Here is a 15,215-nt window from a genome sequence, read left to right on the forward strand (position 1 = left end):
GTGGCGGCATATACCGGGCATATCGATGAGGACGCACCTTTAAAACCGCTGTACGTCATTCATGGCGAGGAAGAGCTGCTGCGTATCGAGGCATTGGATGCATTGAGGGCGGCGGCAAAGAAACAAGGTTACCTCAATCGGGAAGTTTATACGGCAGACAATGCCTTCGATTGGAACGAACTGCTGCATTCGGCAGGCGGAGCAGGTCTGTTTGCCGACTTGAAACTGTTGGAACTGCATATCCCTAACGGCAAGCCCGGCAAAACCGGTGGCGAGGCACTGCAAACTTTTGCCTCCCGCCTGCCGGAAGATACGGTAACGGTGGTTTTACTGCCGAAACTGGAAAAAAACCAGCTTCAATCCAAATGGTTTGCCGCATTGGCAGCCAAGGGGGAGGTGTGGGAAGCCAAGCCGGTCGGCGCGGCGGCTTTACCGCAATGGATACGCAGTCGATTGGGAAAAATTGGTCTGTTTATCGAAGCCGACGCATTGGCACTGTTTGCGGAACGGGTGGAAGGCAACTTGCTGGCGGCACGTCAGGAAATTGACAAGCTCGGGCTGCTGTATCCGAAAGGGCATACCGTCAATATCCATGAGGCGCAAACCGCCGTTGCCAATGTTGCCCGCTTTGACGTTTTTCAGCTTGCCGGCGCATGGATGAAGGGTGATGTGCCGCGCGTATGCAGGTTGTTGGACGGATTGCAGGAGGAAGGCGAAGAACCGGTACTGTTGCTGTGGACGGTAGCTGAAGACATCAGGACGCTGATCCGTCTGGCTGCTTCCTTAAAACAGGGGCAGAGTGTCCAATCCGTACGCAACAGTCTCAGACTTTGGGGTGAAAAGCAGACGCTCGCTCCGATTGCGGTCAGACGGATTTCTATCTCCCGCCTGCTTGATGCGCTTAAAACCTGTGCCAAAATCGACAGGATTATCAAAGGTGCGGAAGAGGGCGATTCATGGGCGGCGTTCAGACAACTTGTCATTTCACTGGCAGAATAAAGCGGCAATCCCTAAAATCTGAAAATACTGTAAAATACCGTTAATCCTGAAAAGTATTCACCAATCCGTCCGAAAACATTTCAGACGGCACGACCACCTCAATAAAGGAACATCAACCCTATGGACAATAAGACCAAACTGCGCTTGGGCGGCCTGATTTTACTGACTACCGCCGTTTTAAGCCTCATTATCGTATTGATTGTCGATTCCTGGCCGCTTGCCATCCTGCTTGCCGCCATCATCGTCGCTGCCGCCGCGGGCGGTTTTGTTTGGACTAGCCGCCGTCAGCAGCGTCTGTTTATCGAACGTCTGAAAAAATTCGACATTGATCCGGAAAAAGGCAAAGTCAATGAGGCCAACCTGCGCCGTATGTATCATAGCGGCGGACAATACCAGAAGGATGCCGTTACTTTAATCTGCCTGTCGCAAAAATGTTCGGTTGACGAGGCACATGCCATGTTCAAAAAACGTCCGTCCCGTCAGGAAATCAACCAAATGGCGGCAAAACAGTCGCGCGGTCAGAAACGTCCGCACCGTTAACCGCCCGAGGCATATCTGCATGAATGCCGTCTGAAACCCGCCGGTGTTTCAGACGGCATATTCCGACTGAAAAGATGATGATACTGAAACCCGCCCCGCTCAAACGCCGCTTTGCCGCCATGCTGTATGAGATGCTGCTGGTCGGTGCGGCAACCTGTTTGGCAGCATTGCTTGCCGGTATTGCTGCCATTTTTCTGAATCCCGTTTCTATCGCGGTTTCTGCATTGGTAACGAGTATCCTGATAATGGGATCATGGTGGCTTTATTTCCGTGCCAACTGGCACGGGCAGGGACAGACCTTGGCGATGAGGACATGGAGGATAGGCTTGTGCGATGTTAACGGTATGCAGCCGTCTCTACACTTGCTCCGCCTGCGTTTTATTTGGGCATGCATATTTATCGTATTCATCCCTATGCTAGCCTATGCCGGATTACGCCACCTGCTCGGTATTTCACCCAAGGATGCATTCGGTGCGGCATTGATTTGGCTGATTTTACCGTGGGGGTTCGCACTGCTGAATCCCGATCGGCAGTTTCTGTATGATTTTCTTGCAGGAACAAGATTGGTGGAGGTTAAAGGAAAGCCTTAAGCCTTTATACCGCAAAGGTTTCAAACTGAAAAAATGCCGTCTGAAAGGGCTTTCAGACGGCATTTGGTTATCGGGGAAACCGATTATTCGATATTTTGCACTTGTTCCCGCATCTGCTCGATTAAGACTTTCAGTTCGACAGAGGCCCGGGTGCATTCAGCAGCAATAGATTTGCTGCCCAAGGTGTTGGCCTCACGGTTTAATTCCTGCATCAGGAAATCCAAGCGTTTTCCGCTGCTGCCTTTGTGTTCGGTAACGATGCGGCGTACTTCGTCGATATGCGTGCGCAGGCGGCTGAATTCTTCGTCGATGTCGGATTTTTGAATAAAGAGGGCAAATTCCTGTTGCAGCCTGTCATTATTGATGTCGCCGACTGCTTCGACGAGGCGCGAGCGGATTTTTTCTTTATGTGTTTCCAACAGGGTAGGAAAGAGTTCGCTTAATGCATCTATGATTTCTTCCATGCTTTCAAGGCGTTGTAACAGGTGCTCGCCTAGTTTCTTACCTTCCCGCTTGCGTGCGGCAGTGAAGTCTTTTAACGCTTTTTCGGTCAGTTCGGTAATGCTTTTTGCCAATTCTTCCGTATTTTCCCTTTGGCTTGCCAATACACCGGGAAAACGTAAAATATCGGCAACCCCCAATTTTGCCAGGTCATGATGTTTACGGAGGGTTTGGTTGATTTCTGCAAGTTGTCCGACCAAGTCGTGATTCAGTTCCAAAGATTGGTTTTTGTTTTCCGTATCTTGAATTTGGATTTTGCATTCGACTTTGCCGCGCGCGATATGGGATGAAATTTTCTCTCGGATACCGCTTTCCAAATGGCGTAAATCATCCGGCATCCTGATTTGAATATCTAGAAAACGGTGGTTGACCGCACGCAGGTCGAGATTGATGCGTTTGCTGCCGCATTCTTCTGCCGTATTGGCAAATCCGGTCATACTGTGGATATGGATGGTTTTGCTCATTTTCTCCTCCGAAGTCCGTTAAAATATAATCAATATATCACATCTGTATGGGACTAAGTGCTTCAGGATGTGAAAAATTAAAGATTTGGCGCGCTATATGGGCACCATGAGCTTTTGTCGCTGCAAGAAAGGGATGTGTATCAGACAAAACTTCCAAAATTGGAACAGGCTACGGGTGTCTTTACCAAAATAATTTTGACAAGCCGTTGGCTGCAAGTGCCGATTTATATAGACTTGATTGTGGTACAGGCAATTTATCAATTCGCCCAATCTTTCTGAGAAACAGCTTATATGGCAGTGTCTGATTCATGTTGGTTTTTTAATTTCGGCAATTGCAACGGCGTGGACGTATAAAATCGTGTACAGCACGACACACAAGCCTCATTGGGGTTTCTATTATAAAAAACACCCGACAAGCCGGCTTGTCGGGTGTTTAATTATGCCTATTTCAAACCGCTTCGGCTTCTTCGGCAAGAAAACCACGCAGTTTCTGCATAGCTTTCGCTTCAATCTGGCGGATGCGCTCGGCAGAGACGCCGTATTCTGCAGCAAGCTGGTGCAGCGTCAGACCGCCGTCATCTTGAAGCCAGCGGCTTTCCACAATACGGCGGCTCCTGTCATCCAGTTGCGCCAAAGCATTTTGCAGGCCTTCTGTTTGCAGCGCGTAATGTGCCTGTTTCGACAGTTGGCGGCTCGGTTCGGAATCGTGGTCGGCAAGCCAGTCGATGGGGGCGAAGCTGTCTTCGTCATCGCTGTTGTCCGCCATGATGGCGATGTCGTGTCCGGTCATGCGCTGTTCCATTTCCAGTACTTCGGAAAGTTTGACACCCAAATCGTCGGCGATTTCCTGTGCTTCTTTAGGAGACAGGGCATTAAGGTTTTTACGCATGCTGCGCAGGTTGAAAAACAGCTTGCGTTGCGGTTTAGTGGTGGCAACGCGGACAAGGCGCCAGTTCCTCAGGATGAATTCGTGAATTTCCGCTTTAATCCAATGCACGGCAAATGAAAACAGGCGTGCACCTCGACCTGGTTCGTAGCGTTTGACCGCCTTCATCAGACCGATATTTCCTTCCTGAATCAGGTCGGCCTGATTCAGTCCGTAGCCGTCATAGCCGCGTGCGATGGAAACGACCACACGAAGGTGGGAAAGGATAAGTTGTTTGGCGGCATTGAGGTCGCCTTTGCGTTGGCGTTCTGCAAGGTGCGTTTCTTCGTCCAAGGTCAGCATGGGGATGCTGTTGACGGTGTGGATATATTGTTCGAGGCTGCCGTTGCCGCTTTGAATGGCAGGTAATGCAAAAGCGTTATTCATTTGAGGCATTTCCTTTCGGCTGGAACCGCGGGTTTGCGGTTGGGTGTTTGGATACAGTATATCACTGCTTGGATTGTGTTTTGTACGTTTGATAAAAGATATGCGGTAGGGGTTGATAAATAGGGAAATTTTATATCTGATTTTGATTGATTTTTTAAATCCTGATATTTTAGGTTGATTTGGATATTATATTACATTCGTTTCTGTATGTAAACAGTATCATGGAAAAAACTGTCCGCTTTGGCGGACAGTTCCGGCATTAGGATTTTTTGTTGCGGAATATGAAAAGTATCAGTGTGATAAGGGTCAATATTCCTATCAACGGCCATGAGCTGCCGGCTTTCATATAGGGCGTTTCACCGGTATAGCCTTTGATGTGTCCTTCCAATATGGTTTCGGTATCGGGTTGTGCTTGGGCAATGATATTGCCTTTGGGTGAGATGATGGCGGTCGCTCCGGTGTTGGTTGCGCGAACCATATAACGGCCGAGTTCCATGGCGCGTGCCTGGGACTGCTGTAGTTGCTGGTACATGGCGTTGGATTTTCCATACCATGCCATGTTGCTGATGTTGGCAAGCAGGGTGGAATCTTTTGCAGTAGTAATCAGTTCGTCGCCGAAACCGTCTTCGTAGCAGATGTTGAAGGCGACTTTTTGGTCTTTCATTTGAAGGGTGGGTTGGTTGTCACCGCCTTTGTGGAAGTCGGAAAGGGGCATGTCCATCATTTTGTAGAGTGGCGTGGTCAGAAAGGGCAGAGGTTTGTATTCTCCAAAGGGGACAAGGTGGTTTTTGGCATAATAGGGTATGCCGTTCGGATTGTTTTCTTGATAGCCGGTCAGGTTGATGACGGCATTTTCGTAGCCGCTGCCGTCTGAAGTGTATTGGCTGATGCCTACGGCGAGTGCGCTGCCGTTGTTTTGTGCCTGTTCGGCAAATTGTGCCAGTATGTTTTCCGGCAGGTTCTGACGCATGACGGGAATGGCGGTTTCGGGCATGATGACGATGTCGGCAGTGGTTTTGCCGACTTGTTCGTAATATTTTTGTATGGTCGGGATAACTTGGTCTTCACGCCATTTGAGGGTTTGTACGACATTGCCTTGCAGGAGGGCGACGGTTCGGGTGCTGCCGTCCGGACGGGTAAAGTCGGTTTGCTGCGCGGTATAACCGACGGTAATCAGAATGGCAATCAGGATAATCGGAAACAGGCGTTTCCGGGGGGGAATGCTGCCGTCGCTTGCCAAAACCAACCATGTGCCGAGGAAGGCGGTTGCCAGTGTAACCATATGGATGCCGCCTAAAGGGGCAAAACCAGCGAGCGGGCTGTCTGAAACGATTTGCGAATAGCCCAGTGCACCCCAGCCGAATCCGGTCAGAAGGCGCTCGCGGGCAAACTCGGTCAGTGTCCACAAAACCGGCAATGCCAAGCCGGTTTTTATGCTTCGCGGCAGGGTAAATTTTTTCCATAACCATAAACAGAGTGCCGGATAGAGGGCAAGGTAGGCGGGGAGCAGGAAGGTCAGCGGTACGGCATAGAGGTTGGGGAGTCCGGAAATGTCGTGGAGGGCGGTGTGTATCCAGTAGAATTGTGTTGAATATGCAGTCAGGGCAAATAGGTAGGCAGATGAAACGGCAAAGCGCGGACGCAGTTCGATGAGTCGGACAAATGAGCCGAAAATCAAGGGCATTAGCCAAAAGTGGTAATAGGGTGCGAAGGTAAAGGGGGTGGCGGCGGCAAAGAGGATGAGCAGGGGCCAGTAGAGGGAGGGGTGTTGCCAGTATTTGTCTAGTTTGGGAAACATGGGTGTCTGTCTGTTTGGAGTGGTGCCGTCCGAGCGTTTTTCAGACGGCATGGTGCATCGGAAAGGAGGTCAGTGTCTGCGGAAACAGTTTATCAGAGGCAGTACGGCGGCACAGGCAAGGGAACCTGCTGCCAGTCCGATCAAAAGGTCGGACAGGTGGGATATCCATCCGCTGTCCCAATGGTGTGTGTGGAGGAAGTCATGTAGGAAACCCAGATTGTGGGAAACCAGTCCGCCGCCAACAAGGAACATGGCTATCGTGCCGGCGATGGCCAATCCGCGCATAAACCAAGGCATAAAGGAAATAAGTGTACGTCCTGTCTGGCGCAGAAGGTTTTGCGGCCGCTTCATCAGCAGTATGCCTAAGTCGTCAAGTTTGACAATAACGGCGACTAGGCCGTATACGAAAACCGTCATGCCGATGCCGATTGCCGCCATAACCAGCGAGCGCGTCAGCAGCCCGTATTGTCCGACCGTACCCAGTGCGATAATGATGATTTCTGCAGAGAGGATGAAGTCGGTACGGATAGCGCCTTTGATTTTTTCCTGTTCGTCCCCGCCTGCGGCTGTTTCTGCTTCAAGATGTACGTTACGGTGGAGGAATTTGTGCAGCAGTTTTTCAACGCCTTCAAAACACAGATAAATACCTCCGATGGTCAGGAGCGGGGTGATTGCCTGTGGTAGGAAGGTGGAAAGCAGCAGCGCGGCAGGAATGAGGATCAGTTTGTTGAACAGTGAGCCTTTTGCCACAGCCCATATGATTGGAAGCTCGCGCTCCGAGGATACGCCTGCAACCTGATTGGCATTGAGTGCCAAATCGTCGCCGACCACGCCGACGGTTTTTTTTGCGGCAGTTTTGGTCATAAGCGCGACATCGTCCAGTACGGCGGCGATATCATCCAAAAGCGTAAACAGTGAGGCAAAAGCCATGGTTATTCCGAAATGAAGGTACACATCCCGATATTATATAGGAGAATGGCCGGTGTGAGGTTCGGATGGAATAATGAGGGCTTAAGCAGCCTGGCTGTAATGATGTAGGAAGAGGGCGGAATTGTCGGAAAGGGTCGTGGGATATTGAGTTTTTTGAACCCTGATTCTATGGGTTTTAAGGGTGGTTGGTCATTTGGACGGGATATGCAGGCTGCCTTTACCGGGAAGGATACCGTTATTTTCGCGCCGGGGTTAGAGTATGCTGCCTCCTGTCGGCATAATGACGGTTGGTGGTCTTGTAAGCCTGATTTTGTTACGGCAAATTTTGCAGGTCGGTTTTTATCGGGTGAGATTTTGTGCGGGTGGTCGGCGTATGCGGTTTCCCAGTTTGGGATGGGGTTGGTATGTGTCTGTATTGCTTTTGGACACGCCGCCATCCTGACGGCGGAACGGCAATATCGGTTCTGTCGGTTTGAAAGTGCCGTATCGGGATATTTTGGTTTAAATGCCGTCTGAAGTCGGATTGGGGGGATTTCAGACGGCATCTTGCTAAGGTTAAGGTTTTTTGTTTTTTGCCTGTTTGACGTCTTTTTCGGTAATCGTGCCGCCGCCGTTGTCGAAGGTGTTCATGATGTAGGTGGCGACGGCGGCAATATCGGTATCGCTGATGGCGGTTGCCGGCATAAAGCCGTTGTAGGTTTTGCCGTTGACCTTAATGGTGCCGTTGATGCCTTTAACCATGCTGTGCAGCAGGACTTGCGGTTTTTTCATAATAAAATCGGAACGGTAAAGCGGAGGAAACATGGCCCCCCGTCCTTCTCCTTTTTTTCCGTGGCAGGCGGCACAATTGGATTCGTAGGTTTTTTGCCCATTTGCCGCCTGGGGGGAATCGGCGGCAGAAACGGTGGTATAGAGTAAGCCCAAAACCAGGGCGGGCAGCAGTCGGATTATGTTCATCGGGTTATCCTTTTGATGGTTGCGTCCAAAGCCATCATACCTGAAAGTGAGATGAAATGCCGTCTGAAAGATTATTTTCAGACGGCATTTGGATGTGGGTCAAACGATTGTTTCAATACCAGCCACCAAGGTTCTCTTTTGCAAGCCCGGCGAGCGCGCCGATCCAGTCGGGATTGTCGTTGAGGCAGGGGATATAGCGGTAGTTTTTACCGCCTGCTTCGTAAAACTGTTCACGCCCCATCAGGGCAATTTCTTCCATAGTTTCCAAACAGTCGGCCAAAAAACCCGGACAAAATACATCCAGTTCGGTTACGCCTTGTTTGGGCAGTTTGTTAAACAAATCCTGAGTGCTGGGTGTAATCCATTTTGCCCTGCCGAATTGGCTTTGGAAAGACACGACATATTCGTCTTCGGTCAGATTTAGTGCTTCTGCAAGCAGTTTGGCGGTATGGCGGCATTCATCTGGATAGGGATCGCCGAGGTTGAAGTGTTTTTGCGGAATGCCGTGAAAGCTCAGCATCAGTTTCTTGCTGCGGCCGTATTCTGCCCAATATCGGAGGATATGGTTTTTCATTGCATCGATATAGCCCGTGTCGTCATAGAAGCGCGAAACGGTCCGTATGCTCATTTGGTTCCGTTGCAGCAGTAATTGTTCGCATACCTTGTCCACGGCGGCTCCACTGCTTGATGCGGCATATTGCGGATACAGCGGGATAATCAGCAGCCTGCCCACACCCTGTGATTTCAGTTCCGACAATACATCCGCCACCGAAGGGTTACCGTAGGTCATGGCATGACGGACAATCAGGCCGGGCATTTGTTCGGCAAGCGCGGCTGCCTGACGTTCCGTATAAACTTCTAAGGGGGAACCTTCTTTAAACCAGATTTTTTCATAGGCGTGCGCACTTTTCTTAGGACGCAGCGTCAGTATCAGACCACGCAAGATCGGTTGCCACAACAGCTTCGGCAGTTCCACTACGCGTTGGTCGGATAAAAAGTCGCGCAGGTAAGGTTTGACGGCTTGCGCGGTCGGAGCATCCGGTGTGCCGAGGTTAAGCAGTAAGACGGCGGTACGGTTTTGGTCGGTGTAGGGAAGGGAGGGTTCTGGCAGGAAGCGGGGCATGGTCTGTTTCTTTGATGTGTATTGATAATATTAGATGTCTCTTTGTGCAAAAGGCCGTCTGAAAAACCGAGGGACAATCAAGATAAATGTTTTCAGACGACCTTGATAAGCATGGTTAAATCTCAATCCACGCCTCGTGCGCGGTTTTCATGGAATTGAGCCTGCCAATCGGCAAATTTCCCTTGTTCGATGGCTTCGCGCATTTCTGCCATGATGACTTGGTAGAAGTGCAGATTGTGGATGGTGTTGAGCTGTGCGCCCAAAATTTCGCCGACACGGTGCAGATGGTGCAGGTAGGAGCGACTGAAATTCTGACAGGCGTAGCAGGTGCAGCTTTCGTCAATCGGACGCTTGTCGAGCTTGTGTTTGGCGTTTTTGATTTTCAAATCTCCGAAACGGGTGAACAGCCAGCCGTTACGCGCATTGCGGGTGGGCATGACGCAGTCGAACATGTCCACACCGTGTGCCACGCCGTACACCAAGTCTTCAGGCGTGCCGACGCCCATCAAGTAATGTGGTTTGTGTTCCGGCAGGATAGGGCCGACAGCGCGCAACATGCGGTACATTTCGGGCTTGGGTTCGCCAACGGACAATCCGCCGATGGCCAAGCCGGGGAAGTCGAGATCTTCCAAGCCTTTCAGTGACTCTTCGCGCAAATCTTCATACATCGCGCCTTGTACAATGCCAAACAGCGCATTCGGGTTTTTGAGGTCTTCAAAAGCCTTTTTGCTTCGTTCCGCCCAGCGCAGGCTCATTTGTAGCGATTTTTGCGCTTGGCTGTGCGTTGCTTCGCCAGGGGTGCATTCGTCCAACTGCATCACGATGTCGGAATTCAATACGGTTTGGATTTTCATCGACACTTCGGGCGAGAGGAACAGTTTGTCGCCGTTGATCGGACTTTGGAATGTACAGCCTTCTTCAGTCAGCTTACGCATGTCAGACAATGAGAATACTTGGAAACCGCCTGAGTCGGTCAAAATCGGCTTATCCCAACCGATAAATTCGTGCAGACCGCCGAATTGTTCGATGACTTCCAAGCCCGGGCGTAGCCACAGATGGTAAGTGTTGCCTAATATGATTTGCGCTTTGATGTCATGCAGATTTTGCGGGTTCATCGCTTTAACCGAACCATAAGTGCCGACCGGCATAAATACCGGCGTTTCGATTTTGCCGTGGTTCAGTTCCAAAGTGCCGCGTCGGGCATGGCCGTCTTTTTTGTGTAAGGTAAATTTGAGCATAAGATTTAATGTAAGTCGGGCGGCTGTGTGTAAAAATATATTTTTAAGGAGCTGCATTATAAATGATTTTTTACGGTTTTTTTATAAGACTCCCTAAATTCTGCAGGTTGCGGCAATGAAGAAACATACATGCCTCTTGCAAAAGACGGAATGAATCGTTACAATGCAAAAATTATTTGAAGGCACGTAGCTCAGTTGGTTAGAGCACCACCTTGACATGGTGGGGGTCGTTGGTTCGAATCCAATCGTGCCTACCAAATTTCCCAAACGGCATTTATGCCGTTATTTTTTAATGTTTTGGAGCCTTTTAATGTTGAACATTACCTTGCCGGACGGTTCGGTCCGCCAGTACGAATCGCCCGTTACTGTAGCGCAAATTGCCGCATCTATCGGAGCTGGTCTGGCAAAGGCGACAGTGGCAGGTAAGGTAAACGGCAAATTGGTCGATGCGTGTGATCCGATTGCCGAAGATGCTCATGTTCAAATCATTACGCCTAAAGACAAAGAAGGCGTGGAAATTATCCGCCACTCCTGCGCACACTTGGTCGGTCATGCGGTCAAGCAGCTCTACCCAGATGCAAAAATGGTTATCGGTCCGGTGATTGAAGACGGGTTCTATTACGATATCGCAACTGAAAAACCATTTACGCCTGATGATGTAGCCGCTATCGAAGCGCGCATGAAAGAGTTGATTGCACAAGACTATGACGTCATTAAAGTGATGACGCCTCGTGCAGAAACCATCAAAATTTTCCAAGATCGCGGCGAAGAGTACAAATTGCGTCTGATTGAAGACATGCCTGAAGTGGAAGCAATGGGTATGTATCATCATCAAGAATACGTCGATATGTGCCGTGGCCCTCACGTTCCCAATACCCGTTTCTTGAAAAACTTTAAGCTGACGAAACTGGCAGGCGCATACTGGCGCGGCGACAGCAATAATGAAATGTTGCAACGTATTTACGGTACGGCTTGGGCAAGTAAAGACGAATTGAAAGCCTATATCCAACGCATCGAGGAAGCAGAAAAACGCGACCACCGTAAGCTGGGTAAACAATTGGATTTGTTCCACCTGCAAGATGAAGCGCCGGGTATGGTGTTCTGGCATCCTAAAGGTTGGGCTTTGTGGCAAGTGATTGAGCAGCATATGCGCAAAGAGTTGAATGCTGCCGGTTATAGAGAGGTGAAAACGCCTCAGATTATGGATAAAACCTTCTGGGAAAAATCCGGCCACTGGGAAAACTATAAAGACAATATGTTCGTGACCAGTTCAGAAAAACGCGAATACGCGGTTAAACCGATGAACTGTCCGGGTCATGTGCAAATTTTTAATAACGGTTTGCGCTCATATCGCGATTTGCCAATGCGTTTGGCCGAGTTCGGTTCTTGCCACCGCAATGAACCAAGCGGTGCATTGCATGGTCTGATGCGTGTTCGCGGTTTTGTGCAAGATGATGCGCATATCTTCTGTACCGAAGATCAAATCGTTGATGAAGCACGTGCATTTAATGAATTGCTGGTTCGTATTTACAAACAATTCGGCTTCCATGATGTTGCTGTGAAGCTGTCCCTCCGCCCTGAACAACGTGCAGGTTCTGACGAAGTTTGGGATAAGGCCGAACAAGGCTTGCGTGATGCATTGACCGCTTGTGGCGTAGAGTGGGAAGAGTTGCCTGGCGAAGGTGCATTCTATGGTCCTAAGATTGAGTATCATGTCAAAGATGCCTTGGGTCGCTCTTGGCAGTGCGGTACCCTGCAGTTGGACTTCGTATTGCCAGAACGTTTGAATGCGGAATATGTAACTGAAAATAACGATCGTGCGCGTCCTGTAATGTTGCACCGCGCTATTTTGGGCTCTTTGGAGCGCTTCATCGGTATTCTGATTGAAAACCATGCAGGCTCATTCCCATTGTGGCTTGCGCCGGTTCAAATGGTGATTATGAATATCACCGAGAACCAAGCAGATTATTGTCGCGAAGTGGCTGCCAAATTGCAGGCAGCAGGCTTCCGTGTCGAATTGGATTTGCGTAACGAAAAAATCGGTTACAAAATCCGTGACAACAGCCAATACCGTTTCCCTTATCAAATCGTTGTCGGCGATAAAGAGAAACAAGAAAACAAAGTTGCGGTACGCCGCAAAGCAGAAGACTTGGGTTCTTTGAATGTAGATGATTTTGTTGCACAATTGCAGCAAGAAATCACTGATGCCCTCGTCAATCATTAATTTTTATAGGAGTATTCATCATCGCTCAAGAACGCGAAGCACGAATCAATGGTGAAATTACCGCCAAAGAAGTGCGATTAATCAGTGAGTCAGGAGATCAGCTTGGTGTCGTTTCAGTTCGTGAAGCTCTGGCTATGGCCGAAGAGCAAGATGTCGATTTGGTAGAAATTTCCCCGACTGCCAAGCCGCCCGTATGCAAACTGATGGATTACGGTAAATACAAATACCAACAAGCCAAGAAGCGCGACGAAGCCAAGAAAAACCAGAAGCAGGTACAAATCAAGGAAATTAAATTCCGTCCGGGTACTGATGAAGGCGACTATCAAATCAAGATGCGCAACATCAACCGCTTCCTTGCCGATGGTGACAAAGTCAAAGTGACATTGCGTTTCCGCGGTCGTGAAATGGCCCACCAACAATTGGGCGCCCAACTGCTTGAACGCGTAAGAGAAGAGTTGGCTGAAGTGGCACAAATCGAGTCCTTCCCTAAAATGGAAGGCCGTCAAATGGTGATGATGATTGCGCCTAAGAAGAAATAAAGCTATAATGCAAGGATTATTTCGATTGCCGCTCGAAATAAGGTTTAATTAGCGGCGAAAACCGTGGTATTTTGGGTTCCAAGTGTTTGAAATTTATTTCAAAACCCCTTATACCTTATCTAATAACGAATGGAGTTTTCCAATGCCTAAAATGAAAACCAAGTCTAGCGCGAAAAAACGCTTTAAAGTACTGGGTAACGGTGGTGTAAAACGCGGTCATGCGTTCAAAAGTCACATCCTGACCAAAAAAACCACTAAAACTAAACGTCAATTGCGCGGCACCGCTATGGTGGATTCACGTGATTTGGCTTCTGTTGCTAAAATGTTGCCCTACGCTTAAGGAGTTTAGAATATGCCACGCGTAAAACGCGGTGTTACCGCTCGTGCTCGTCACCAAAAAGTCTTCGCGTTAGCCAAAGGCTACCGCGGTCGTCGTAAAAACGTTTACCGTGTTGCCAAACAAGCGGTAATGAAAGCCGGTCAATACGCATACCGTGACCGTCGCCAACGCAAACGTCAATTCCGTCAACTGTGGATCGTTCGTATCAACGCAGGTGCTCGTGAAAATGGTCTGTCTTACAGCAAATTCATGAACGGCCTGAAACGCGCTGCTATCGAAATCGACCGCAAAGTGTTGGCTGATTTGGCTGTATTCGACAAAGCTGCATTTGCACAATTGGTTGAAAAAGCTAAAGCCGCTTTGGCTGCTTAATTCGATAAGATTATTTAAAAAGGAAGCTTGTGCTTCCTTTTTTCTTTTCTTAAAGAAATCCTATGTAGTTGATTTTCTTTCTTTAAACTCTATTTTTTTATACTAATTTGCGATAAAATAGGCCTATCTTATCAAACGGATTGGCCGCAGTAAGACAAAAGGCCGTCTGAACGGGTTTGCAATTAAATCCAACAGACGGCTTTGTTGTTTCAGACGGCCTGTCATCAACAAACAGACGATAAACCACTATGGAAAATGTAAACCGTATCGTTGCAGAAGGTATTGCTGCTATTGAAGCCGCGCAAGACTTCAATGCCTTAGAACAAATTAAAGCACGCTATCTTGGTAAAACCGGCGAATTGACCGGACTTTTGAAAACTTTGGGTCAAATGTCTCCTGAGGAGCGTAAAACCATAGGCGCACACATCAACGAATGCAAAAATCAGTTTCAGACGGCTTTTAATGCTAAACGCGATGCCCTGAATGAAGCCAAGCTGCAAGCTCAATTGGCTGCAGAAGCCTTGGATATTACTTTGCCGGGCCGTGCGCAAGAACATGGTGGTTTGCATCCAGTTACTTTGACTTTGCAACGTGTGGTTGAGCTGTTTCACGGTATGGGTTTTGAAGTGGCGGACGGCCCTGAAATCGAAGACGATTTCCATAATTTCCAAGCCTTGAATATTCCTGCAAATCACCCAGCGCGTGCGATGCAAGATACTTTCTATGTTGAAAATGGTGACGTTTTGCGCACACACACTTCGCCTATTCAAATCCGCTATATGCTCGACAAAAAAGAGCCGCCTATCCGCATTATTGCTCCCGGCCGCGTTTACCGTGTGGACAGTGATGCCACTCACTCGCCTATGTTCCATCAAGCCGAAGGTTTGTGGGTAGAAGAGGGCGTAACTTTTGCCGACTTAAAAGCAGTGTTCACTGATTTTATCCGTCGCTTCTTCGAACGCGATGACCTGCAAGTGCGTTTCCGTCCGTCTTTCTTCCCGTTTACTGAGCCTTCTGCCGAAATCGACATTATGGGTGAAAACGGTAAATGGTTGGAAGTAGGTGGTTGCGGTATGGTACATCCTAATGTGTTGAAAAATGTGAATATTGATCCTGAGAAATATACCGGTTTCGCTTTCGGTATCGGTCTCGACCGCTTTGCCATGTTGCGCTACAACGTCAATGACCTGCGCTTGTTCTTCGATAATGATTTGAACTTTTTGAAGCAGTTTAAATAAATTTCAGATGGTCTTTTGATAGGCCGTCTGAAAAGTGAATAGATATTACT

Annotated in this window: 15 protein-coding genes and 1 tRNA gene; 9 read left to right on the plus strand and 7 right to left on the minus strand. The window is 48.9% G+C overall.

Going from position 1 to position 15,215, the window contains the following annotated elements; genetic code table 11:
• The 3 genes from holA (at window position 1) to BBW69_RS01460 (ending at window position 2,129) form a co-directional block, all read left to right on the plus strand.
• Entirely contained in the window at window positions 1–999 is a 999-nt protein-coding gene (holA, locus tag BBW69_RS01450) for a DNA polymerase III subunit delta (RefSeq protein ID WP_188210171.1), read from the plus strand.
• Between the two features lie 120 nt (window positions 1,000–1,119).
• Window positions 1,120–1,539 (plus strand): hypothetical protein, encoded by a 420-nt coding sequence (locus BBW69_RS01455; RefSeq protein ID WP_003675535.1) that lies wholly within the window; start codon window positions 1,120–1,122, stop codon window positions 1,537–1,539.
• Window positions 1,540–1,562: 23 nt separating this feature from the next.
• Window positions 1,563–2,129 carry an RDD family protein gene (locus BBW69_RS01460; RefSeq protein ID WP_223169902.1) on the plus strand — a complete coding sequence of 189 codons (567 nt, stop codon included), beginning with the start codon at window positions 1,563–1,565 and terminating at the stop codon, window positions 2,127–2,129.
• Window positions 2,130–2,212: 83 nt separating this feature from the next.
• On the opposite strand, the gene BBW69_RS01465 is transcribed toward BBW69_RS01460, so the two are convergent.
• The 7 genes from BBW69_RS01465 to tgt all read right to left on the minus strand — a co-directional run bounded on the left by BBW69_RS01465 (window position 2,213) and on the right by tgt (window position 10,452).
• Window positions 2,213–3,094: a YicC/YloC family endoribonuclease gene (locus tag BBW69_RS01465; RefSeq protein WP_188210172.1), complete on the minus strand. Its 882-nt coding sequence runs from the start codon at window positions 3,092–3,094 to the stop codon at window positions 2,213–2,215.
• Between the two features lie 448 nt (window positions 3,095–3,542).
• Window positions 3,543–4,406: an RNA polymerase sigma factor RpoH gene (gene rpoH / locus BBW69_RS01470; protein ID WP_039853999.1), complete on the minus strand. Its 864-nt coding sequence runs from the start codon at window positions 4,404–4,406 to the stop codon at window positions 3,543–3,545.
• 259 nt (window positions 4,407–4,665) lie between these two features.
• Window positions 4,666–6,204: an apolipoprotein N-acyltransferase gene (lnt, locus tag BBW69_RS01475; RefSeq protein WP_188210304.1), complete on the minus strand. Its 1,539-nt coding sequence runs from the start codon at window positions 6,202–6,204 to the stop codon at window positions 4,666–4,668.
• 69 nt (window positions 6,205–6,273) lie between these two features.
• Window positions 6,274–7,134, minus strand: coding sequence for a DUF808 domain-containing protein (locus BBW69_RS01480; RefSeq protein WP_107960078.1), 861 nt, complete (start codon window positions 7,132–7,134; stop codon window positions 6,274–6,276).
• 555 nt (window positions 7,135–7,689) lie between these two features.
• Window positions 7,690–8,091, minus strand: a complete 402-nt coding sequence (locus BBW69_RS01485) for a cytochrome c (RefSeq protein ID WP_107996879.1) — start codon at window positions 8,089–8,091, stop codon at window positions 7,690–7,692.
• Between the two features lie 112 nt (window positions 8,092–8,203).
• Window positions 8,204–9,214, minus strand: coding sequence for a ferrochelatase (hemH, locus tag BBW69_RS01490; protein WP_003675513.1), 1,011 nt, complete (start codon window positions 9,212–9,214; stop codon window positions 8,204–8,206).
• A 122-nt stretch (window positions 9,215–9,336) separates the two neighbouring features.
• On the minus strand, window positions 9,337–10,452 hold the full coding sequence (tgt, locus tag BBW69_RS01495) for a tRNA guanosine(34) transglycosylase Tgt (protein ID WP_108043242.1): 1,116 nt from the start codon (window positions 10,450–10,452) through the stop codon (window positions 9,337–9,339).
• 180 nt (window positions 10,453–10,632) lie between these two features.
• Here tgt and BBW69_RS01500 point away from each other — a divergent pair.
• From BBW69_RS01500 to pheS, 6 genes are all read left to right on the plus strand, one after another.
• Window positions 10,633–10,709 (plus strand) — tRNA-Val (locus tag BBW69_RS01500).
• A gap of 53 nt (window positions 10,710–10,762) precedes the next feature.
• The gene (gene thrS / locus BBW69_RS01505; RefSeq protein WP_188210173.1) at window positions 10,763–12,676 is read left to right on the plus strand and encodes a threonine--tRNA ligase; all 1,914 of its coding nucleotides are present in this window, start codon (window positions 10,763–10,765) and stop codon (window positions 12,674–12,676) included.
• A gap of 17 nt (window positions 12,677–12,693) precedes the next feature.
• Window positions 12,694–13,215, plus strand: coding sequence for a translation initiation factor IF-3 (gene infC, locus BBW69_RS01510; RefSeq protein ID WP_188210305.1), 522 nt, complete (start codon window positions 12,694–12,696; stop codon window positions 13,213–13,215).
• A 142-nt stretch (window positions 13,216–13,357) separates the two neighbouring features.
• A complete protein-coding gene (gene rpmI / locus BBW69_RS01515; RefSeq protein WP_003675505.1) occupies window positions 13,358–13,555 on the plus strand; it encodes a 50S ribosomal protein L35 in 198 nt (65 codons plus the stop codon).
• A 12-nt stretch (window positions 13,556–13,567) separates the two neighbouring features.
• Window positions 13,568–13,927 (plus strand): 50S ribosomal protein L20, encoded by a 360-nt coding sequence (gene rplT / locus BBW69_RS01520; RefSeq protein WP_003675502.1) that lies wholly within the window; start codon window positions 13,568–13,570, stop codon window positions 13,925–13,927.
• 248 nt (window positions 13,928–14,175) lie between these two features.
• On the plus strand, window positions 14,176–15,165 hold the full coding sequence (gene pheS, locus BBW69_RS01525; RefSeq protein WP_003683075.1) for a phenylalanine--tRNA ligase subunit alpha: 990 nt from the start codon (window positions 14,176–14,178) through the stop codon (window positions 15,163–15,165).
• Window positions 15,166–15,215: the final 50 nt, after the last annotated feature.

It is taken from the genome of Neisseria sp. RH3002v2f (assembly GCF_014596375.1).
Classification (GTDB): Bacteria; Pseudomonadota; Gammaproteobacteria; order Burkholderiales; family Neisseriaceae; genus Neisseria; species Neisseria cinerea.

What these genes read in the sequence shown, in the direction of transcription:
- lnt (WP_188210304.1), bottom strand. Translation starts at nt 6,204, where the DNA reads ATGTTTCCCAAACTAGACAAATACTGGCAACACCCCTCCCTCTACTGG.
- pheS (WP_003683075.1), top strand. Translation starts at nt 14,176, where the DNA reads ATGGAAAATGTAAACCGTATCGTTGCAGAAGGTATTGCTGCTATTGAA.
- tgt (WP_108043242.1), bottom strand. Translation starts at nt 10,452, where the DNA reads ATGCTCAAATTTACCTTACACAAAAAAGACGGCCATGCCCGACGCGGC.
- hemH (WP_003675513.1), bottom strand. Translation starts at nt 9,214, where the DNA reads ATGCCCCGCTTCCTGCCAGAACCCTCCCTTCCCTACACCGACCAAAAC.
- BBW69_RS01465 (WP_188210172.1), bottom strand. Translation starts at nt 3,094, where the DNA reads ATGAGCAAAACCATCCATATCCACAGTATGACCGGATTTGCCAATACG.
- BBW69_RS01480 (WP_107960078.1), bottom strand. Translation starts at nt 7,134, where the DNA reads ATGGCTTTTGCCTCACTGTTTACGCTTTTGGATGATATCGCCGCCGTA.
- thrS (WP_188210173.1), top strand. Translation starts at nt 10,763, where the DNA reads ATGTTGAACATTACCTTGCCGGACGGTTCGGTCCGCCAGTACGAATCG.
- BBW69_RS01485 (WP_107996879.1), bottom strand. Translation starts at nt 8,091, where the DNA reads ATGAACATAATCCGACTGCTGCCCGCCCTGGTTTTGGGCTTACTCTAT.
- BBW69_RS01455 (WP_003675535.1), top strand. Translation starts at nt 1,120, where the DNA reads ATGGACAATAAGACCAAACTGCGCTTGGGCGGCCTGATTTTACTGACT.
- rplT (WP_003675502.1), top strand. Translation starts at nt 13,568, where the DNA reads ATGCCACGCGTAAAACGCGGTGTTACCGCTCGTGCTCGTCACCAAAAA.
- rpoH (WP_039853999.1), bottom strand. Translation starts at nt 4,406, where the DNA reads ATGAATAACGCTTTTGCATTACCTGCCATTCAAAGCGGCAACGGCAGC.
- BBW69_RS01460 (WP_223169902.1), top strand. Translation starts at nt 1,563, where the DNA reads ATGCCGTCTGAAACCCGCCGGTGTTTCAGACGGCATATTCCGACTGAA.
- rpmI (WP_003675505.1), top strand. Translation starts at nt 13,358, where the DNA reads ATGCCTAAAATGAAAACCAAGTCTAGCGCGAAAAAACGCTTTAAAGTA.